This window comes from Clostridium swellfunianum (assembly GCF_023656515.1).
GTDB classification, from domain to species: domain Bacteria; phylum Bacillota; class Clostridia; order Clostridiales; family Clostridiaceae; genus Clostridium_AT; species Clostridium_AT swellfunianum.
Genome location: NZ_JAMOFV010000006.1, coordinates 354,332 through 374,366, shown reverse-complemented (window position 1 = coordinate 374,366; position 20,035 = coordinate 354,332). Strand labels below are relative to the sequence as shown.

Below are 20,035 nucleotides of genomic sequence, written 5' to 3'. Positions count from 1 at the left end.
AAATCTTTAGTTTTGTATAAACTAAGATGACAGGCTGAAAATCTTTAAGCTTACTAAAATATATACTTGGAAGGTGATTTTTTATGCTAGGCGTAATTCTCTCTATTGTGGCAGGTGTAGCTATGAGCCTTCAAGGGGTCTTTAATACAAGGCTTGGAGATAAAATCGGCACCTGGGAAACCAACGTTATCGTTCAGGCTACAGGACTTATATTAAGTCTAATCGCTCTCTTTATAGTCGGAAATGGAAGCTTCAAAAACATAAAAGATGCAAACAAATTGTATCTATTAGGTGGAGCACTAGGGGTTGTTATAATTATTACTGTTATGATGGGAATTAAATCTCTCGGCCCAACCTGCGCTATAACTATAATACTTATTGCTCAACTTACAGCCGCCGCCTTGATTGATGCCTTTGGGCTATTCGATTCTGTCAAAGTAGCCTTCGGAACCAGCAAGATTATCGGTGTAGTTGTTATGATTGTTGGAATATTAATATTCAAATGGAAATGCTAATATATTATAATCTCTTAGTTATAATAAAAAGTACATATTCTTATATTTTTATATGGTTAAATTTTTAAATTTTTATATTGTTAACTTGTTAACTTTTTATATGTAAAGAAAAAAAGCTTAAAGGTTGTTTTATAAATAAATGTCCTTTAAGCTTCTCCTTATTAATGGCGACTTCTTATATTACGTCCTCTAGCTCTTCATCGTCAATACAAGGTATTACTACTGTAAATATTGTACCTTCGCCTAATTTGCTTTCTACCTCAATCCTTCCCTTATGCTCTTTTATTATTTGATAACATACATTCAACCCCAAGCCTGTTCCAGTCTTTTTAGTTGTATAAAACATTGTTCCTATTTTGTCAAGCTGTTCCTCAGTCATGCCTGCTCCGTTATCAGCAATTCTTATAAACATCTCATTGTTATCTTCATTATAACCAGTAACAATAGATAGTTTAGGACACTCCACTCCAGCCATAGCGTCTACAGCATTTTTACATATATTCAGTATAACCTGCTTTATTTGAACCTCATCGCACATTAGATATCTCTCTTCTCTAGATACCTCCATGCCTACATCTACACCTCTAACAAGAGAAGAAGTCTCAACTATGTTCTTAATAGATTGAACGATATCATACATAGATACTTCCTCTAACTCTGTTTCTCTTGGTTTAGATAAAAATAAAAATTCGCTAATAATTCTGTTTATTTCATCCATATCATTATTTATTTTTTTAGCATATTCCTTAAGTTTTGGTTCTTCAGCTAAAAATTCGACCAATTGACATCTGCCTTTTATTGTAGTTAAAAAATTTCTAGTTTCATGCACTATGCCTGCGCCTAGTTGTCCTAAAAGTGCAAGCTTTTCTTGCTGTTGTATTTTAAGCTGCTCTTTCTTTTGCTCGGTAACATCAGTTGAAACGCTAATTCCGCCTATTACTTCACCTTCAACATTTTTTATAGCAGAAAGATAAATTATTATTTCTTTTTTACTTCCTCCTGGAGTTATAAGTGAAGCCTCGTACACTTGCTCATCTGCATCTTCCTGAAGCATAATATCAGTTAAATATTGTGCATCAAAATTTATTATCTTATTAAGTTCATCAATATTCATTCCTATAAGCTTTGTTTTATCTATTCCCACAAGTTCTTCAAGCGCCTTATTACATAATACAATATTTTTATTATTATCAATCATCAACACGCAGTTGCTGACAGAGTTTAGTATAGCCTCTGTCTGGAGATTAAGATTTGACAACTCCTGCTCTTCCTTTGCCTCTCTAATAAGGGCTATTGCACCACCACTAATCTTTTGGGAGGTTATCGACAGCTTTTTATACTCCCCATATAAAGTTCTATATGTTTTTACAATCTTTGAAGCAGTAATGTCACCTTCCAAAACTCTATCTGTTAAAAGCCTTGGTTCATTCTCTTTAGGAATAATTATACTTAATGACCGCTCTGTTGTCATACCACAAATATCATTCTTACTGCAGCCAAACAATTCTTCAAATTTTTTATTTACATATTTAATCCTGCTATTTTCATCATACATATAAACTGCTGTAGGCAAAGAGTCAAGGATATCATTTAACGTGTCCGTCATCGCTTTGATTTCCTCATGAGCTCTTTCAACTTCTTCATGATGAGCTTCAAGTTTTATATATGAATAAATAATAGAACTTACATAAATCCCTTTAAACAAAAAATAATAAGATACTATCTTTAAGACATGTCCAATGGTCCATACAACTGAACTTACATCACTGTAAAGAGTAAAAAGTATCTCGGAAGGTATCATAGTAAGTAGTGATAAGAATATGTATTTATATTGAATATTTTCATCACTGTTGAGCTTTTTCTTTGTCATATACAAACTTATGGTACAGAGCAATATTACTAAATATTCTAAAACTACCTTTATAGGTGTTACTCCTTTATCAGTTAATAGAACAGGTAAATAATCATGATATACATTTAAAAAACAAATAGCTCCCAAGGTTATTATTAATGTAATGACCAAGGCCCACAGCTTGCCTACATTTGCCTTGAGGTTTATATCTCTAACAAGAATAAGTATAACTATGGCCTCTACAAGCCTTCCAATTATCCAATACCTGGTGGATAGGTCAAAATAACTTGAAGCTGTTAAGTCAAGTCTTAAAAAATAAAAGGTATGCAGTGCATCAAATACAGCAACTGTTAAAAATCCGAATCCTAGTATTTGTTTACTGAAAGAAATTCTTTGGTAGTTATACCAGCTGGACAAAAATATTGATAGAGCTATAAATACACAAAAAAGCTCCAAAATTGTATGATATACATTTATATACCTAATCCAAGAAGAATGCATAAAAAAAGACGTAACTATAGCTCCAGCTAAAGTTACAAAATAAGTAAGTATCAGGTTGTCTTTTTGTTTCACTGAGGTCTTTTCATCATAAGTCATTTCCATTGTAGACTCCTCCGTTTAGCTATAATTATAATTTTATATTAACACATAATTTTCTGACTTGGTATATTTTTCTACAAGATATAATAAATATTTATTAAAAGTTTATATCCATAGTAAAAACTGCCTCGAATTAAGGCAGTTTTTACTAGCTTCCACAATTATTTATCATTCTGCTATATTTTTTAAACTCCCAGCTTTTGATAAGTTTGGTTGTACTGTTATACCCATTATCATAAAAATCTTTTATAAAATTATTAGCTTCAGCAAATCCTGTAGCTCCCAACTTGCCATCATAGTCAATTATAACAGTTCTTACATAGTCTTTGTCCCTAATAAAATTCTCTTCATCCTGACTTATTGGTGCTGTTACTATGTCCTTTATATATGAGATTATATCAGTCTTACCTTGAGCTGTACTGCTGGATAAATTCTTTATCTTTATTCCAAAGGTTGGCCACTTAGGTATCTCACTAATATCAAAAATCCAAATAGGAAAACTGCTTAGTAATCCACCATCAACTATAAAGCTTCTTTTGTTTCTACAGTCTAATATATAGGGAGTAAAAAATAGGGGGATTGCGCAGCTCATTCTTACAGCCTTTGAAATATCAAATTCAAAAGGATTAATTCCGTATTCAGTTAAATCATCAGGTAGCACCAACATTTTTCTTCTAGTTATATCTGCTGCAATTATTTTTAACTTGCTTTTCCCTTCTTCCATTACATGTTTAAATTTTGTTTTTCCTTTTTTCGCAAGCAACTCACCAATCCAATTTTCAGTTATTTTGCTATCATATAAGCCTTTATCAAACATTAGAGATAAAGGTAACCCAACTAGTGGAACTTTACCTATACTTGTTTTCTTAAGAAACTTTCCAAAGTCTGTATTAAATAGTACTTCAGTTAGCTCTTTAGAGTTATACCCTGCAGCAATCAATGCTGCTATAACAGATCCTGCTGATGTTCCGGCACATCTGCAGGCTTTATAGCCACTTTCTTCTAACGCTTTAAAAGCTCCAACATAGCTTATTCCAGTAACCCCTCCACCCTCAAAAACCAAATCAATCTTCAAAAGTTATCTCCCTTATTAAATTCTAATTACAACTACATAAAATAATTGCAAACCAGTACTAATATATGAATTTATTCTATGCTTGGTGATACTTACTGAAAAAAACAGGTCAATCTTAAATAAAATAAAAAGACATGAATAAACCTCATGTCTTTTTGTATTTCTTACAATATTAACATTCCTAGAATACCGCTTATAACTCCTATAACAGCTACTCCAGCTCCTACAAACACTAGAACCTTTCTTGGAAATACACGTTTGACCAAAAGCAGTGATGGCAGACTTGTAGCTGGCAAAGTCATTAAAAGCGCAGCGGCAGGACCTGTTCCTAGTCCAAAGGACATTAATGTTTGAACTATTGGAATTTCTGCAGCGGTTGGTATAACAAATAGTGTTCCAGTGATAGCCAGCAATATAATAGCAAATATACTGTTAGCACTGTTTCCATTAAGTACTGGGAACAACCATGCTCTAGCTGCACCAAGTAATGTAACTACAATTAAATATGCTGGAATCGTATCTATAGATAACTGAAGTAAAGCTTTAAGCCATCTTACAAATAAATTTCCTTCTTCATCAGTTTCTTCTAACCTTTTTAAAGCACTCTCAGCAATAATGTCTTCTTTACCGTACTTTGATGCTAGAGTTGAAATACCAAAAACAAGCACTAGCCCCATTACTATTCTAAATATTGAAAACTTCCATCCAAGTACAAATCCCATAAATATTATTGTTGCCGGGTTTAATGTTGGGTTTCCAAGCAAGAACGCAAGTGTTGAGCTCATAGATGCTGAGCTCTTTCTAAGTCCCACTGCAACTGGAGATGCACAGCATGAACACATCATTCCTGGAAGCGATGCGCCTGCAGCAACTGCAGTATTGCTGAGGTTATTTCCACCAAGTGCTTTTTTTATCCACTTCTTAGGAATAGCAACCTGAATTAATGAACCTAGTAAAAGACCAAGCACAACTGCTTTCCACACAGCTGTGAAATATGCTGTAGTATATCCCCAAGCTGCTGTCCAAGATGGAGCCGGGGCTGCCTGAACCTTTCCCGACACTATAGAGTTTCCTATTGAGTGAGTACTTGCAGCTTTAAATGCCTTTGCATAATACGGATTCCACTTTACTATGTAAAGCCCAATTACCGCAACTGCTAAAAATAAAATAGGTAAAATTATTGATAACTTCTTACGCTGTACAGCTAACTTAGAATTAGTTGATAACTCTTGTGACATTTGGTTTCCCCCTGTATAGTTTAAATAGATTTAATTATTTCTATATTATTATGAAACATAATTGTGTTTTTAATAAACACTACTAATTATATTCTATATATACATAATTGTATAATTGGCATTTTAAATACTACTTATTTAAACTATTGGTTTTTTTTATAGCAAAAAGTGATACTTCATTAATAATTTGATGTTATATATTACTTTAATAGTTTTTAATGATTTTTAATATTATAATTTATTGTATAATGAAATCACTATATTATCGAAGGGATTTGCTGATGATGGATTTTAAACAAATTGAAGCCTTTATAACAGTTGCAAAATATAAAAGTTTTTCAAAAGCTGCTGATGCTATATTTTTATCTCAGCCTACAATAAGTGCCCAAGTATCTGCACTAGAAAAAGAACTTGCTGTACAACTTTTTGACAGAAGCTCAAAAGAAGTTAGGCTTACCTCTTATGGAGAAGCTTTTTTAGAATATGCCATAGACATTATTAATACAAGAAATGCTGCAGTATATCATATGTCAAGTTTCACTAATAACATACTTGGGAGATTCAGCTTAGCTGCAAGCAGCACCCCCTGTAATTCAATAGTACCTATGCTAGTTGACAGGTTTTCACAAAAGTATCCACAGGTTACTTTTAATATTACAGAAATGCCTTCTGGAGACATTATAGAAAATATATTAAAATTTGATTGTGAAATTGGGCTTGTTGGCAGCAAGGTTAGTGATGATAGAATTAATTCTTATAAACTTACAGAAGATGAATTGATACTTATTTCAAAACCCTCATTAAAAATACCCGACTATGTATCAATTGAAGCTTTATTAAAAGAACAGTTTATTTTTAGAGAAAGACATTCTGCAACCCGTAAGAGCTTTGAAAAAGCAATGTTAGAGACAGAGCTTGATATATCCAGATTAAACGTATGCTACGAAGTAAATAGTTTAGATACGCTTCTCCAGCTAGTAAAAAGAGGCCTTGGTGTATCTATTGTTTCAAAAGGAGTCTGTGAAGATTATATAAGTTCAGGGAATATAAAAGCCAGTAAAATTAACGACCTGGATCTTAGAAGATATATCTATCTCATAACGAGTTCAAGAAGAACCCTAACACCAACAGCTAGAGCTTTTTTTGATATATGCAAAGAAGTTTACAGTTTTAATGAATAGTTGTGTTATTATTCACAGCTATTCATATGTTCTTTTTTTCAGCTAGCTAATTTTATGTCTAAACTCCCAATACTTAAAATAAATTTTTGTATATATTTCGACATTCTCATATTTCAAAAAAATGATTTAATCCACACATTTTATTGCATATAGTATTTTTACTAACATTATTCATTAGTTGTCCACAGTTTTGTGGATTTTGTACACAGATTTTGTGGATAACTCTAAAACGTTGATTTTGTTAATTTCTTAATATAAGACATTTTTTTTATAAACATTATCCACAATTCATGTGTTGATAACTTGTACTTAAATCTGTGAAATTTATTCAAAGCTTCTTAAGCTTTACCTTCAATTTTTATTTTTTTCACTCCATTAGCATCCACTATTTGTAAATTGTTTTATAAATAATAAAGTCTGTATTGAAAAACAAAATGTACTCAAGCTTTTATTAACTTACAGCGCAAACTTGGTTTCTTCCATTCTGCTTAGCTTTGTAGAGTCTAATATCAGCAATATTAAATAACTCACTAAAATTTAGCGTTTTTAAAGACAAATTATCTGTAACTCCTATGCTAAGAGTAATAGGAATAAGTACCCCGTCTTTGGTTATCTCTAAATTTCTAACAATCTCCAGAAGCTGTTTGGCTTTTCTTTCTCCATCCTTAAGAGAGGCTCCTTTTAAAATAACAACAAATTCATCTCCGCCAAAACGACCAATAAAGTCATCTCCTCTAAGAATACTTGAACAAGCACTGCTAACTTTCTTTATAACCTCATCACCAAAAAGATGACCATACTTATCATTAATGGATTTAAATCTATCGATATCAAATACAATACAGATCAAGCTTTCGTGTTTCTCATAGGATTGCTTTAACAAATTAGCTGCAGTCACTTCAATATAATTGCGGTTATATACTCCAGTTAGGTTGTCAGTATTAACCATTTTTTCTAAAGAAGCAATGCCGCGTTTTATCTCAAGCTTTAGAGCTGTTTGCTCCAGCTCCTTTTTATTGATCTCATTTAAGAGAGCTATATATTCCTTCTGAACTTCATAACCCAGACTAATATCCTTCATCAACTCGCACAGCCTGCATCTTTCTTCCTGAATGGTTTTTAATAGGTAAAGATCATTGTAGCCTTCTACCAAAGTCTTTGCCCTGGTTAGAGCGCCAAAGGCTTCTATGTACAATCCCTGCTCACTGTACCAATGACCTTGTAAATCGAAGCACTGTGATTTTTCCCTAATAAAGGAGTCTAGAATAGGATTGTTGAGCATTTCATCAATCAGAGTTCTAGAAGTAGCATAATTCTTAAGCCCAATATATGCGCTAGCTATATTTAATTTTACCCTCAGCTCAAGGATTTCATAGTAAGGCTCCTGAAGCTTGGCAAATTTAAGCCCTTCGCGGGCAATTTCCAAGGCCATATCGTAATCTTTTTCCAAAATACATATATGACTGTAATTACTGCAGGCATTGCTTGCAATATTATATTTTTTAAACTTTTTCCCTAAATCTATAGTCTTTTTAAGAGTATCCCGTGCTTTAATAAAATCTTTCCTATATTCATACAGTAAAAATAAAATATTATAGAGATTTAATCTGTCGAGGTCATCTCCATGCTTGTCACAAATTTCTTCATAAGTTATAAGGGCATTGAAGGCTGATTCTATATCTCCAATGCAATAAAAGGAAGCTCCTAAGTTTATATAGGCAGTTAAAATTGATTTATAATTCTTAAGTTCTATTCCAGCTTCAAGAAGGGTATAACAATTCTCAATAGTTTCCTTATATCTACCTTCAACTCGCAGCATAGTAACCTTTTGCTGCAGCGATATCAATTCTTCTTTTGTCATAGTTGTACTCCCCATTTTAGTTATGTTTTTTACACATTTATTACCAGCTTGTGATTTCTATTTTATTACAGTGTTTGTTAAAGTTCAACAGATTAAGTAAATTAGTAAGTTTGATATTATGAAGTTTAAGAAACTGCACTATGTATCTTAATTGTGCTATACACATCACTTATAGTAGTTACGAATAACGATATAATAAGTAAATAAGGTTTTCAAATAGAGTTGATAAATTAGGTGTTTTTATATATAATGTGTTTATGTAGATAGATTTCAAATAAAGAGAGGTATTTTTGTGAGTGTTTAGTATCTAAAATAGTAATTTAATATTAATTCTAAAATTAAGGGGTTTAATACCTTTAATTGTCATGGAATTAATCACTATTTAGATACGAGTCCACGAAACTACTTTGGGGGTTATTACCCTTTATTAAAGTTGCAATTAAGCTGTGGATTATCCATAGCTTTTTTTATTTTAATAATTAACAATGAAATCTATCTAGGTTTCGTTGACTTGAATAAAGTTAAGGAAGGAATTAATAATGGATAATATAACGTTAGAAAAACTACACTATAACCAGTTAAAGGAGATAGTTAAATCATATTGCGCCAGTGGCTTAGGTAAATCCATGATAGATAAACTAGAACCAAGTACAAATATAAAGGTAGTAAATAGAAGACTGAATGAAACCTCTGAGGGAAGAACGCTTTTAGACGCTTCATACCACATCCCTTTTGATGGAATATTTAATATAAGTCCACTTATAGATAGAATGGAAAAGGGTGCTTCGTTATATCCAGAGGATTTAAGTATGATGGCAAACTTTTTAAGAGGATGCAGAAAACTTAAAGTATTTATGACGGATAAAGATGGCTATGCACCTACCTTAAGTTCATATAGCTATAATATAACAGATTTAAGCTATATAGAAGAAGAAATAAATACATCAATAACAGGGAATAGAATAGATTCTAATGCTTCAAAGGAATTAAAAAAAATAAGAAGGCACATTGATATATGTGAAGGTAATATAAAAGATAGGCTTGAAAAATTTCTGAAAAGTTCTGCAAATAAGCAATATATACAAGAGTTCTTTATAAGCCAAAGAAATGGAAGATATACTGTCCCTATAAAGGCTGCCTTTAAAAATCAGGTTGAAGGTGCAATTATTGAAACTTCATTAAAGGGCAATACAGTATTTATAGAGCCTAATGTAGTTGAGAAGTACACTTCTGAACTATCAACTTTAAAGGTTGAAGAGTCTATGGAGGAATATAAAATCTTAGCTACCTTAACAGAAATACTGTATGAAAGAATAAAAGAAATTAAAATTAATATTGATGTAATATCTGAGTACGATATGATTTGGGCAAAAGCAAAGTATAGTAGAGATATAGAAGGAATAAAGCCTAAGCTAAATGAGAATGGCTATATAAAAATAATTAAAGGAAGCTATCCTTTAATTAAGAATGGAGTACCATTAGATTTTGAAATAGGGGAGCATTACAGGTCACTAATTATTACAGGACCAAATGCAGGAGGAAAAACAGTGGTATTAAAAACCTTAGGAATGTTAACTCTTGCAACTCAATCAGGCTTTCATATAAAAGCTGAGGAAGGCACAGAAATCTCCATCTTTAACAAAATATTTGTAGATATAGGTGATAATCAAAGTATTGAAAATGCTCTGAGTACTTTTTCATCTCATGTGAAAAGTTTAGCTTATATAATAAAAGAAAGCAGTAAATCAACATTATTATTGTTTGATGAAATTGGTAGTGGAACAGAACCAAATGAAGGGGCTGCTTTAGCAATAGCGATCTTAGAGGAAGTGTATCATAAGGGATGCATAACAGTAGCAACAACTCACTATGGAGAAATTAAAAACTTTTCTCAGCAGCATCCAGACTTTGAAAATGCTGCTATGGAGTTTAGAAAGGAAACTTTAGAACCGTTATATAAGCTCAATATAGGAAAAACAGGGGATAGTAATGCTCTTTATATATCAAAGAAAATGGGGATTTCGGATAGTATAATCGAAAAAACTAGAAGATATATAGAAAGTAAGGATTATAATTATGAATTAATTAAGGAGAGCAAAATTAATAAGAAAAAAGATATTCGAGAAGGTAACCCAGAAATATATGAATTGGCCGTAGGGGATAAGGTGCTTTGGCTTGATAATAAAGAAAGTGCCATTGTTTATGAAGAAAAGAATAGGTACAACAATGTAACTATATTATTTAATAAAGAATTTATTGAGGTGAATTATAAGAGATTAAAATTAGAAATTAAAGCCACAGAATTATATCCAGAAGGATATGACTTAAATCAATTATTTGTTGATTATAAGGAAAGAAAACTTAATAGAGATATAGAGAGAGGGTCTAAAAAGGCTTTAAAGGAAATTAAAAAAGGTCATTTAAAGTAGATAGCATTATAGCACTCTAAAGATAGGCAATTAGATAAAATCTCATTCTTAAGTGGAATTTTACTGGTAAAGATACAAAAAGAAAAGGACATAAGGCAGTGAAGCATCAATTAAATGAGACCTTCACTGCCTTTTAAAATATTTTATTCTTCAATACAGACTTTTTATTATGCCTCAACTAATTGTTTTTCTTTAAGTTTTTCTTCCATATCTTTCAATACATCCTTTTGAAGGAACATAATAGAATAACAAGCTAAGCTCACTATAAACAAACTTCCAATAGATGCAAACTTATAAGCTATTCCATAACTTATAATAAAAACTGATATACATGAAATTGTAATCTTCCACTTAGAAACTAAAAAGTATAACGAGAGTTTTACTATATCTTTAGTTTTTAAATAAAATCTTGAAATAATCGAATAGACATATATGCTTGTAGCCAGTATTATTGCAATAAGCGAATACACTACCGGAATAGCAATTCTGCCATAACCCTTAGATGCGAAGAATCTCATATCAATTATAAGTATAATAATTAAAACAACTTGCAGTGTCCAAACGAACAAAGACTGTAAAAAATTTGTTTTATACGCCGAAAAATAATCCTTTGTTGTATTTATATCCTTTTCTCTTACAAGCTTACCCATTGTTGATAACAAAGCCGTATATGCTGGTCCAACCGGAAGAGCTGACAACACTAGTAGTACCAAATACTCATTAATAAACTCACCACTAAAGCTAAAGATAACAAATAATAACGGTATGTTACAAATTAAAAAATAAAAATTCCCTAAGAAAAACCACATTATATAGTTAGTAGCAGTATAAATAGGTCCTTCTCCAAACTCTCTCTTTTTACTCATAAAATTAGCTACTCAAAACGAGCAGCTTCACCCCCTAGCTGTAATTTTTATTCTCTGCTATTATATTTTTCATTAATTATTATATCATAATATTCTTAAGAATTTTATTAACTTTATAATAATTGTAATCTCTATGATATTTTATTGCTATATTAAATATGTACAAGCATTCGACATATTATTCAGAACAACCCACATATTTACTTTTTTATTAAAAACCCATATTTTTAAAGCATATCCGTAGATTTCCATGATAAGTTCTTTTGATTCTTGAATAGTTCTTGCAAACACAAGGCTAGGACATATAGTAAAATTTTGTATATTTTTATAGAAAATATATTGACTTTTGAATAATATGGTAGTATATTAACTATAGATGGAATTTAGTAAGAAATTTGTAAATAAATTCGAAATAATAATAAACAACCCTTGACTTTTTATGTCATATTTGTTATTATTTAATCAAACAATGTCGAACGATGTTAGCATTAGGAGGAAAATTTTATGAAATCAACAGGCGTAGTAAGAAGAGTAGACGAATTAGGAAGAATAGTTATTCCAATAGAACTTAGAAGAACTTTAGATATTGCAGAAAAAGATGCTTTAGAAATATACGTAGATGGCGAGCAAATAATACTTAAGAAGTATGAACCAGCTTGTATATTCTGCGGAGATGCAAGAGATGTTGTTAACTACAAAGGCAAGAATATCTGCAAAAACTGTATGGGCGAATTAAAGTCCGATAAATAATACTTTTACGATTAATTTCATATAAATACATTTAATTCCCAGCCACAGGTTAACTCTAACCTGTGGCTAACCTTTTTGTGTAAATAAAAGCTGCGGAACTCTTTCCGCAGCTTTTTATCTAACTCTTTTTGCAGTATAATAGTCGCCTCTAGTAAGCAGTGATATTTTTACGACATCGCCACTTTGAGGTGCATGTATATAAGAATTATTTCCTACATACATACCTACGTGATGTATAGCTCGTCCTGGTTTTTTAAAGAATACTAAGTCTCCAGGCTGAAGCTGTTCCCTAGGAACATAGGTTCCAACGTTAGCTTGATCAGCTGCAACTCTTGGAAGGCTAATGCCAAAGTGCTTGTACACATATTGCATATATCCAGAGCAATCAAAACCTGAAGGGCTTGTTCCTCCCCACCTATAAGGTGTTCCTAAAAAATTAGCCGCATATGCAACAACGGCATCTTGTGAATAACTTGAAGCTCCTCTTGAAGGAACATATGCAGGAACCCTATTTTTGACTTCCTGTATTTGTTTTAGAGTTTGGTTAATCAAAGCCTGTTCTTTAGCTATCTCGGCAGCGTATTTCTTTTCCTGAGCTCTTAAATCAGCTCTTAGCTTATCTTGTTCACTCTTACTTTTATTAAGCTTGGCTAATTTTTGGTCACTCTCTGCTTTAAGCGCTAAAAGCTTTTTGTTCTCAGCATCTAAAGCTTCTTTTTTCTTAACTACTTCCTGCTTTTTAGCGTTTATCTCTGCTATAATCTTTTTATCTGCCTCTGCAATTCTTTTAACAGCTTCAATTCTTGAGAAGAAATCATTTAACCCTTTTGATTCTAATATAATATTTAAGTAGCCATCAACACCGTTAACATACATGGCTCTAATTCTTTTGCCATATAGTTCTTTTTCTGCTTTCATATCTTCTTCAGCTTTTGTAATCTGTGCTTCTGCAGCTTTTATATCCTTCTGTTTCTGCTGTATCTGACTCTTAATACTATCAGTCTCTCTCATAAGCTCTTCTATGTCAAAATCAAGCATTTCTATGTTTTGTTCAATGTCTTCTCTTTTACTTCTTAACTCATCTAGAGCTTGTTTATCTTCTTGAAGTTCATTTTGCTGTTGTCTTAACTGGCCGTTTAGCTCAGTCTGGCTTGGATTAGCAAAGACAGGAATACTTGACGACATAACTATTCCTAAAGCCATTAATAGAGAAATAAATCTCTTTTTCAAAAGCAACACCCCTTCCCCTGTGTTCTATGTATTTAATCATACAAATCAATTATAACACTAATATTTAAAATTCAACAATGGAAATATGTGTTTTTTACATAATTTATCACAACATTTGCATTGTTTCCATGTTATTACATATTATAAATCAAATGAATATTTATAGACTTCAGATTTAGGAAGATTTCTGTCTTTTGATACCATTTTTAATGCTTCCTTTTTAGTTAAACCTTCGCTTATGTATTTTTTAATATGTTCTTCTATAGAAAGGTTTTCCCACTTGGCCTTTTCTTCTTGCTGTATCTCTTCTTCTTTTTTTCCTTCAACAACTAAAACATATTCACCTCTTGGCGAATTGTTTGTATAGTGCACAACAGCTTCCTCTAAGCTAAATCTAAGTATTTCTTCATGAAGCTTGGTAAGTTCTCTGCAAATAGCTATTGCTCGATTTCCCAGATTCTCTCTTAAGAAGCGAAGCGTATCTAAAAGCCTGTGTGGAGCTTCATAGAAGATAAGTGTTTCTGTTCTAGACTTCAAATCTTCTAAAATTGGTCTCCTATCTTTATTCTCTCTAGGCAAAAAACCTCTAAATAAAAATTTTGTGGTGTCGAGACCTGAATAAACCAAGGCAGTAGTTATAGCAGTTGCCCCTGGAAGCACCTCAAATGGAATTCCTTCTTCAATACATTTTACTGCTATAACACTTCCTGGGTCCGAAATACCTGGAGTACCTGCATCGCTAATAATCGCAACGCTCAGTCCCCCTTTAAGTTTTTCAATTATGTTTTCACTTCTTCCCTGTTCATTATGTTGATGATAGCTTATTAATGATTTTTTTATATTGAAGTGATTTAAAAGCTTTAAACTCTGTCTAGTATCTTCAGCAGCAATAATATCAACAGAATTCAATATCTCTAAAGCTCTCAGCGTTATATCCTTTAAATTTCCTATAGGAGTAGGTACTAAATATAACTTTCCTGACATTCGAACAACTCCTTTACTTTACTCTTCCGTAAATTTCATCAATTTCCTGAGTGTATCCTCCTTCATCCTTATAAACATATAAAGGTGGATCCCACTTTAAGAATGCTCCTCCATCCCTTTGCCCCTCAACAAGGACAATATTAGGAGCCTTCTTTGTATTAGGATGAATCATTCTAATAGTCTTTGGCTCTATCTTATGCTTTCTCATTGTACATAAAATATCTGCAAGTCTTTCTGGCCTATGAACCATAAACATTCTTCCATTATCCTTTAAAACAGTTCTACACGCTATTATAACATCCTCAAGAGTACAACATATCTCATGTCTTGCTATAGCATTTTTATCATCTGGGTTTACAAGTCCAGAGTTTTGAAGCTTATATGGTGGATTAACTGTCACTACATCAACCTTTGGTATAGTTTTTAAAAGCTTTAAGTCTTTTAAATCTCCATTTATAAATTCAACCTTATTTTCAATCTTGTTAAAGATAGTTGAACGCTTTGCCATCTCAACCATTTCAGTTTGTATTTCTATACCAGTAATATATGAAGCTTCAGTTTTTCCAGCTAATAAGAAAGGAATAATTCCTGTACCTGTACATAAATCCATTACTCTCATTCCTCTTTTAACTTTTGCAAAATTAGCTAAAAGTACAGCATCTACACCAAATCTAAAAGCTTCTTTTTTCTGTATAACAAATAAACCTCCAAGCTGAAGATCGTCTAATGTCTCATCATCCTTTAAAAAATTCATAACATCACTACTTTCATTCCATTATCTTTTATATTATATATTTCTAATTACTCATAAACAAGTAATAGCTTGTATCTAACGCAAAGATTGTTATTAAAATTAAAGTCATTCATGAAATCCACTTTTACACTGAACTTGGCTCAACTTGATCTTCTCTTGCTATTCCGCGTAATCCTTTTTTATTATTTAAAAAATTATCAAGAACTTTACATTTATCTTCAAATGATATCTTCGATTTTCTTACCATAAAAATATGCCCCTTCTTATGATAAACAGTTTTTATTTTATCTGTCTACCATAAGGGGAGCATACATATCACAGGTTCTTATCCCTCTATAATTATCTTTTCCATTTGTCTTAAGGAATTTGATATTTTCATTTCAATTGACTTTTGAGATAATTTCTTCTTAAACTGGTGAATCCAATTATTAAGACTTCCTTTAGCAGAGTTTTCTTCAAAATACGTTACATCAATAGAATTATCATCCATCTTTCTAATATCATAATAATATTTGTTTACAGCAGTTGGACTTTCATAGGATAATTCATAATACTTATCTTCAACTATTGGTCCTACAGTAATATTTAAGCTATAGGTTTTTCCATTGCTCATCTTTACTTTTTTTACATAATTGTACCCATCCATTATTTCTTCAGGTTTAAGCGCTTTTTTTGTGGACTTTTCTATATCCTTTAACACTTGGTCTATTAAGTACTGATAAAATTTATGATTGCTTACTTTAAGGTGCTCTGTAACTTTCACAGTTTTCTTCCCTCCACTTAGAATATTGGGTAGTGTGGATTACTTATTTCGCCAGCAAGCTACCCTTAAAGATCACTTATAGCTTTTACCATATCATAATGATAAAAAACTCTATCTACATGCATACCCTGCCTCTCATAAAAACGTCTTCCATTTTCTTCTGTGGATTTAAAGAACACATACGGAATTTTCTTTTCTTCCATTGACTTCCACATTTCATGGATTAAGATTGCTCCAAGCCCCTCATTTCGATATTTTTCAGCTACTCCAAAGGGTCCAAACCGGCTTGGATTTCCATCTATTGAACGCTGTACATATCCAACAATGCTGTCCTTAAACAAGCATAGTATAACGGTGTCTTCTGCCTGATTATTATTCATTGCTTCAATTATATGCTTGCGCCATCCTACACTAAAATTCTCCTTCATAAATTCAATTAAATCCAACCCATAATTCCAATTAAAAGATATAAAGCTGTATCCCACTGATTCTTTCTGCTTTTTTCTTTCATCTATGCTTAGCGGAATCTTATAGCCATTTAATGAACGACTCATCCAATAAGCAGCATCTCTCTTTTTAAAGCCCTTTGAGGTAAAGAATTCAGCTGCTTTCTTATAGCCCTCCCAAATACCTGAGAAAAAATAATTAGGGCTGTAGGTTCCTAGTGATATTTGATTTATCCCTTCTTTATACCAAATCTCGTCTATACGTCGGAGCAGTTCTCCGGCAATTCCTTGTCTTCTATAATAGGAATCCACAGCCATTGCCGTTATCCACGCCTTGTCTTCCTGTAATCCTTTTTCCCAATAAGGATATTTGCGTTTCATTCCTATTATGAACCCAACAACTTTATCTTCATCCAATGCGACCTGAAAGTACCTGGAATCATAGTTTTCATCGCAGAATACATACTTAACAAGCTGTGCCTTTTCAATATTGTCCTGAAAAATGCTGCTGTTCCAAATCTGTATTATATCATCAATATCCTTGCTTTGAACCTCTCTATATAACATGCTTAAACCTCCAAAATATCAACTAGAAGTCTATTATATATACTATACATAAAAGTAGATCGCACTTATTAACATTCACATTAATACATTACCTCTACAATTTCATTTTCCCCGGCATTAACTTCCTGGTTCTCCTTTAGAAGGTGAACGGTTTCCTGATTTAAAAACACAATGGGAGAAATAGATGATTTAGCTTTTTTACGTATCTTTTTATAATCTGCTTCTACAAGCAAATCTCCCTGTTTAACCTGTTGTCCCTTTTCTACTTTGATTTTATAAATGCTTGCAATACCATGTGTTTCTAGCCCAATATGAATTAATATCTGTATTTCATTATCTCCACTAATGCAAATTGCATGGCCTCCAGGAAACACCACACTTACGGTTCCATCTAGAGGCGCTAAAACTTCAGAGGAACTTATGTCAATGGCAAAACCATCTCCCATAACACGATCGCTGAATACTATATCTGGAACCTTAGAAATATCCAATAGCTTTCCACTCATAGGGGCAATAAAATCTGTACATTTTTTCATATATTACCACCTTATTTATTTCTCTCTTAATTCCTTTAATAAATCTTTGTATCCGCCAATCAAAGTCTCTGGTGAACTTGTTAGTCGTTTTGCTAATCCTATAAATATAACGTCAATAGCAAACAACTGACCATATCTTGAAAATATGGCTGCTAAACGAGACTCATTTAATTCCAGGCTTGGTACAGTTACGCAATAGTCACTCATGGAACGAAGCTTGTTCTTCATATTTCCTGTGATTACAACTAATTTAGCACCATGATTTTTAGCCCATTTTGCAGGAATGTTAACCTCTTTTGTATTACCGCTGAAGCTTATAGCTATAACCACATCATCTTTTGTACATAAGGCTGCATTCAATACTCCAAAATTACTGTCCATATTAAATACAGTTCTTTTTCCAAGCTTTACTAGCTTCTGCTGCAAATCCTGTGCAACAATGCCTGAGCTTCCAACACCGAATAAATAAATTGTATTTGCAGTTGCCAAGGCCTCTATCACTTCTTCTATAACTTTCAAATTATTAAAATGCAAAACATCATTACAAACGGACTCTATATGTGAAACAATTTTTTGAGGAGCTGCATTAAAATCCATAGCCCAGCTAAAAATCTCGTTAGTATTTTCCAAACTCAGGCTTTCAATGTTTTTAGCTAGTTCTATCTTCGCTTCCGAAAGGCTCATGCCCAAAACCTTTTTTACAAACCTTGAAACCGATGCAGTAGATGTGCCGATAGCTGCAGCCAGTTCTTGAATATTCATGCTGATTATGTCTTTGCCGCTTTGTAGAAAGAAATCAGCAATTATTTTATCGGATTTAGATAAGGATTCGTACACTATCCTGATTTTATTATTCATAAGTTCCCCCATACACAAATATTTATCTAACGAGGATAATAGCTTTTAAGCACCCGGCAGTAACCCTTTATTTTAACGTCCGCTGAACTGGCTGGAATCAGCAGAGTTTCTGTATATGATAATGAATGACTCTCGCCTTCACACTCAACACTGCAATTCCCTTTAACACAGGTTAACACATAATAATGCTCATCTGACTTTATTTCTATTTCCCCAGAAATATCTATTACCTCTACATGGAAAAGTTCATGTTCCACTCCCATTTTCAAAGTATTATTCGGAACTGAAGGAAGTGGAAAATGTCTAATGCTGCACTGAAGGGTTGGATCAAGAATTAAGAAGCTTTTATCTAAATCCAGTGGTCTCGGCCTTCCATAATCATAAATGCGATAGGTAACTCCCCCAAAGCTGCCAATTTCGATAACAAGCATATTTTTTCCACAGGCATGAAGCATTCCCGCAGGTATTAAGACAAAGTCCCCTTCTTTTACAGAAATCCTATTTATATATTTCTCCAGTGTTCCATTTTCTGCAGCCTGTCTTAGAAGTTTTTTATTATCTATAGCTGTTCCGGCTGTAATATAAGCACCTTCCTCTGCCTCTAGAATATACCAGGACTCAGATTTTTCGTAATCTTGCACTTTCTTAGCTTCTTCTTCCTTTGGATGCACCTGAATTGACAAGTCTTCTATTGCATCTATATAAGCCACACGGATTAACTGGTCGTTTGGATCATCCCCCATAAGCTCTTTATGGTTATTATCAATTAATTCTTTAATGCTTTTTCCAGTATATTCACCTTCAGCTATGATATTTTCAGAATTCTTGTAGGCACAAATTTCTCTGGAAATACCAATGCCTTCCTTAGGTAGATTTCTAATTCTTTGCAGCTTGTTTCCTGCCCATATGCTTTTTACATAAACTGGTTTTAATCTAATTGCCTTCATAACTACCTCTGTTTTTCCCATTGAATTTCACCGTTTCTCTTATAGCACCTATAAGGAAAACCGTAAACTTCTATGGATTTATGATCTTGCTTGCTGGAAGGAAGACTGCAGGCTGCTACAGCTAAAAACTCATCTCCTGAGTTAATAATTCTATGTGCATAGTGCCCATTTATATAATGAAGGGAGCCTGGAAAGATTTTCTCTGCGTAAAAGTCATCCTTGCCATCCCAGAATAGCAGAAATCCCTCTCCCTTAAGACCATAATAATATTCGTCGCAGTCTGTATCTCCATGGTAATGGCCGCTGGTCATAGCACATTCACCATCAACAGTAAAAGGGTTTATATACGTTATCCCCCATTGAAGATTTCCCTTAACATAGTTTTGTCTATTAAAATTCTGATTGCTCACCCAGTATGCCAAGTCCTCCCCATGCTCATATATGGCATCATTATTTTTATATACATTAACACATTCTCTAACCTTCTTTTGGCGATCTACAACATTTTGTCCTGTAAGCTTGCATTCTCCTAAGAACTCTTGAATGCCTTTTGGTTCTCTAACAAAATCCATTATATAGCCCT

At 32.7% G+C, this 20,035-nt stretch carries 19 protein-coding genes; 4 read left to right on the top strand and 15 right to left on the bottom strand.

The genetic code is table 11. The features are described 5' to 3' along the window. Nucleotides 1–83 precede the first annotated feature (83 nt). A complete protein-coding gene (locus NBE98_RS01880) occupies nucleotides 84–515 on the top strand; it encodes a DMT family transporter (protein WP_250811845.1) in 432 nt (143 codons plus the stop codon). Between the two features lie 175 nt (nucleotides 516–690). Here the strand turns inward: NBE98_RS01880 and NBE98_RS01875 are convergent, their stop codons facing one another. The 3 genes from NBE98_RS01875 to NBE98_RS01865 all read right to left on the bottom strand — a co-directional run bounded on the left by NBE98_RS01875 (nucleotide 691) and on the right by NBE98_RS01865 (nucleotide 5,280). Then, complete coding sequence (locus tag NBE98_RS01875; protein WP_250811838.1) at nucleotides 691–2,970, bottom strand: MASE3 domain-containing protein; 2,280 nt, start codon at nucleotides 2,968–2,970, stop codon at nucleotides 691–693. A gap of 145 nt (nucleotides 2,971–3,115) precedes the next feature. Further along, a complete protein-coding gene (locus tag NBE98_RS01870; RefSeq protein ID WP_250811836.1) occupies nucleotides 3,116–4,042 on the bottom strand; it encodes a patatin-like phospholipase family protein in 927 nt (308 codons plus the stop codon). 164 nt (nucleotides 4,043–4,206) lie between these two features. Continuing rightward, complete coding sequence (locus NBE98_RS01865) at nucleotides 4,207–5,280, bottom strand: permease (RefSeq protein ID WP_250811830.1); 1,074 nt, start codon at nucleotides 5,278–5,280, stop codon at nucleotides 4,207–4,209. Between the two features lie 284 nt (nucleotides 5,281–5,564). On the opposite strand from NBE98_RS01865, the gene NBE98_RS01860 reads away from it, so the two are divergent. Beyond that, nucleotides 5,565–6,461, top strand: a complete 897-nt coding sequence (locus tag NBE98_RS01860) for a selenium metabolism-associated LysR family transcriptional regulator (protein WP_250817433.1) — start codon at nucleotides 5,565–5,567, stop codon at nucleotides 6,459–6,461. A 451-nt stretch (nucleotides 6,462–6,912) separates the two neighbouring features. On the opposite strand, the gene NBE98_RS01855 is transcribed toward NBE98_RS01860, so the two are convergent. After that, nucleotides 6,913–8,322, bottom strand: a complete 1,410-nt coding sequence (locus tag NBE98_RS01855; RefSeq protein WP_250811828.1) for a tetratricopeptide repeat-containing diguanylate cyclase — start codon at nucleotides 8,320–8,322, stop codon at nucleotides 6,913–6,915. A 539-nt stretch (nucleotides 8,323–8,861) separates the two neighbouring features. Here NBE98_RS01855 and NBE98_RS01850 point away from each other — a divergent pair. Further along, nucleotides 8,862–10,751 (top strand): endonuclease MutS2, encoded by a 1,890-nt coding sequence (locus NBE98_RS01850; RefSeq protein WP_250811819.1) that lies wholly within the window; start codon nucleotides 8,862–8,864, stop codon nucleotides 10,749–10,751. A gap of 167 nt (nucleotides 10,752–10,918) precedes the next feature. Here NBE98_RS01850 and NBE98_RS01845 read toward each other — a convergent pair whose 3' ends face one another. Next, the gene (locus NBE98_RS01845; RefSeq protein WP_250811817.1) at nucleotides 10,919–11,617 is read right to left on the bottom strand and encodes a YesL family protein; all 699 of its coding nucleotides are present in this window, start codon (nucleotides 11,615–11,617) and stop codon (nucleotides 10,919–10,921) included. Nucleotides 11,618–12,121: 504 nt separating this feature from the next. Between NBE98_RS01845 and NBE98_RS01840 the strand changes: the two genes are divergently transcribed. Then, a complete protein-coding gene (locus tag NBE98_RS01840; RefSeq protein WP_250811815.1) occupies nucleotides 12,122–12,367 on the top strand; it encodes an AbrB/MazE/SpoVT family DNA-binding domain-containing protein in 246 nt (81 codons plus the stop codon). A 114-nt stretch (nucleotides 12,368–12,481) separates the two neighbouring features. Here NBE98_RS01840 and NBE98_RS01835 read toward each other — a convergent pair whose 3' ends face one another. The 10 genes from NBE98_RS01835 to NBE98_RS01795 form a co-directional block, all read right to left on the bottom strand. Further along, nucleotides 12,482–13,597, bottom strand: a complete 1,116-nt coding sequence (locus tag NBE98_RS01835; RefSeq protein WP_250811813.1) for a C40 family peptidase — start codon at nucleotides 13,595–13,597, stop codon at nucleotides 12,482–12,484. 141 nt (nucleotides 13,598–13,738) lie between these two features. Next, nucleotides 13,739–14,581 (bottom strand): 16S rRNA (cytidine(1402)-2'-O)-methyltransferase, encoded by an 843-nt coding sequence (gene rsmI, locus NBE98_RS01830; RefSeq protein WP_250811812.1) that lies wholly within the window; start codon nucleotides 14,579–14,581, stop codon nucleotides 13,739–13,741. 13 nt (nucleotides 14,582–14,594) lie between these two features. Beyond that, nucleotides 14,595–15,335 carry a tRNA1(Val) (adenine(37)-N6)-methyltransferase gene (locus NBE98_RS01825; protein WP_250811807.1) on the bottom strand — a complete coding sequence of 247 codons (741 nt, stop codon included), beginning with the start codon at nucleotides 15,333–15,335 and terminating at the stop codon, nucleotides 14,595–14,597. Nucleotides 15,336–15,459: 124 nt separating this feature from the next. Then, complete coding sequence (locus tag NBE98_RS22365) at nucleotides 15,460–15,582, bottom strand: hypothetical protein (RefSeq protein ID WP_284703588.1); 123 nt, start codon at nucleotides 15,580–15,582, stop codon at nucleotides 15,460–15,462. A gap of 78 nt (nucleotides 15,583–15,660) precedes the next feature. Beyond that, nucleotides 15,661–16,098: a DUF3284 domain-containing protein gene (locus NBE98_RS01820; protein ID WP_250811805.1), complete on the bottom strand. Its 438-nt coding sequence runs from the start codon at nucleotides 16,096–16,098 to the stop codon at nucleotides 15,661–15,663. Between the two features lie 65 nt (nucleotides 16,099–16,163). After that, nucleotides 16,164–17,111, bottom strand: coding sequence for a GNAT family N-acetyltransferase (locus NBE98_RS01815; protein WP_250811803.1), 948 nt, complete (start codon nucleotides 17,109–17,111; stop codon nucleotides 16,164–16,166). Nucleotides 17,112–17,191: 80 nt separating this feature from the next. Beyond that, nucleotides 17,192–17,647, bottom strand: coding sequence for a PTS sugar transporter subunit IIA (locus NBE98_RS01810; protein WP_250811801.1), 456 nt, complete (start codon nucleotides 17,645–17,647; stop codon nucleotides 17,192–17,194). A gap of 15 nt (nucleotides 17,648–17,662) precedes the next feature. Then, nucleotides 17,663–18,505, bottom strand: a complete 843-nt coding sequence (locus NBE98_RS01805) for a MurR/RpiR family transcriptional regulator (protein WP_250811798.1) — start codon at nucleotides 18,503–18,505, stop codon at nucleotides 17,663–17,665. 26 nt (nucleotides 18,506–18,531) lie between these two features. After that, entirely contained in the window at nucleotides 18,532–19,473 is a 942-nt protein-coding gene (locus tag NBE98_RS01800; protein ID WP_250811794.1) for a class I mannose-6-phosphate isomerase, read from the bottom strand. Continuing rightward, nucleotides 19,455–20,024, bottom strand: a complete 570-nt coding sequence (locus tag NBE98_RS01795; RefSeq protein ID WP_250811791.1) for a glucose-6-phosphate isomerase family protein — start codon at nucleotides 20,022–20,024, stop codon at nucleotides 19,455–19,457. Before NBE98_RS01795 ends, NBE98_RS01800 begins: the two co-directional genes overlap by 19 nt. Nucleotides 20,025–20,035: the final 11 nt, after the last annotated feature.

Excerpts from the sequence above, each read along its gene's own strand:
- NBE98_RS01880 (WP_250811845.1), top strand. The coding sequence starts at position 84 with ATGCTAGGCGTAATTCTCTCTATTGTGGCAGGTGTAGCTATGAGCCTT.
- NBE98_RS01875 (WP_250811838.1), bottom strand. The coding sequence starts at position 2,970 with ATGGAAATGACTTATGATGAAAAGACCTCAGTGAAACAAAAAGACAAC.
- NBE98_RS01865 (WP_250811830.1), bottom strand. The coding sequence starts at position 5,280 with ATGTCACAAGAGTTATCAACTAATTCTAAGTTAGCTGTACAGCGTAAG.
- NBE98_RS01860 (WP_250817433.1), top strand. The coding sequence starts at position 5,565 with ATGGATTTTAAACAAATTGAAGCCTTTATAACAGTTGCAAAATATAAA.
- NBE98_RS01855 (WP_250811828.1), bottom strand. The coding sequence starts at position 8,322 with ATGACAAAAGAAGAATTGATATCGCTGCAGCAAAAGGTTACTATGCTG.
- NBE98_RS01850 (WP_250811819.1), top strand. The coding sequence starts at position 8,862 with ATGGATAATATAACGTTAGAAAAACTACACTATAACCAGTTAAAGGAG.
- NBE98_RS01845 (WP_250811817.1), bottom strand. The coding sequence starts at position 11,617 with ATGAGTAAAAAGAGAGAGTTTGGAGAAGGACCTATTTATACTGCTACT.
- NBE98_RS01840 (WP_250811815.1), top strand. The coding sequence starts at position 12,122 with ATGAAATCAACAGGCGTAGTAAGAAGAGTAGACGAATTAGGAAGAATA.
- rsmI (WP_250811812.1), bottom strand. The coding sequence starts at position 14,581 with ATGTCAGGAAAGTTATATTTAGTACCTACTCCTATAGGAAATTTAAAG.
- NBE98_RS01825 (WP_250811807.1), bottom strand. The coding sequence starts at position 15,335 with ATGAATTTTTTAAAGGATGATGAGACATTAGACGATCTTCAGCTTGGA.
- NBE98_RS22365 (WP_284703588.1), bottom strand. The coding sequence starts at position 15,582 with ATGGTAAGAAAATCGAAGATATCATTTGAAGATAAATGTAAAGTTCTT.
- NBE98_RS01815 (WP_250811803.1), bottom strand. The coding sequence starts at position 17,111 with ATGTTATATAGAGAGGTTCAAAGCAAGGATATTGATGATATAATACAG.
- NBE98_RS01810 (WP_250811801.1), bottom strand. The coding sequence starts at position 17,647 with ATGAAAAAATGTACAGATTTTATTGCCCCTATGAGTGGAAAGCTATTG.
- NBE98_RS01805 (WP_250811798.1), bottom strand. The coding sequence starts at position 18,505 with ATGAATAATAAAATCAGGATAGTGTACGAATCCTTATCTAAATCCGAT.
- NBE98_RS01800 (WP_250811794.1), bottom strand. The coding sequence starts at position 19,473 with ATGGGAAAAACAGAGGTAGTTATGAAGGCAATTAGATTAAAACCAGTT.
- NBE98_RS01795 (WP_250811791.1), bottom strand. The coding sequence starts at position 20,024 with ATGGATTTTGTTAGAGAACCAAAAGGCATTCAAGAGTTCTTAGGAGAA.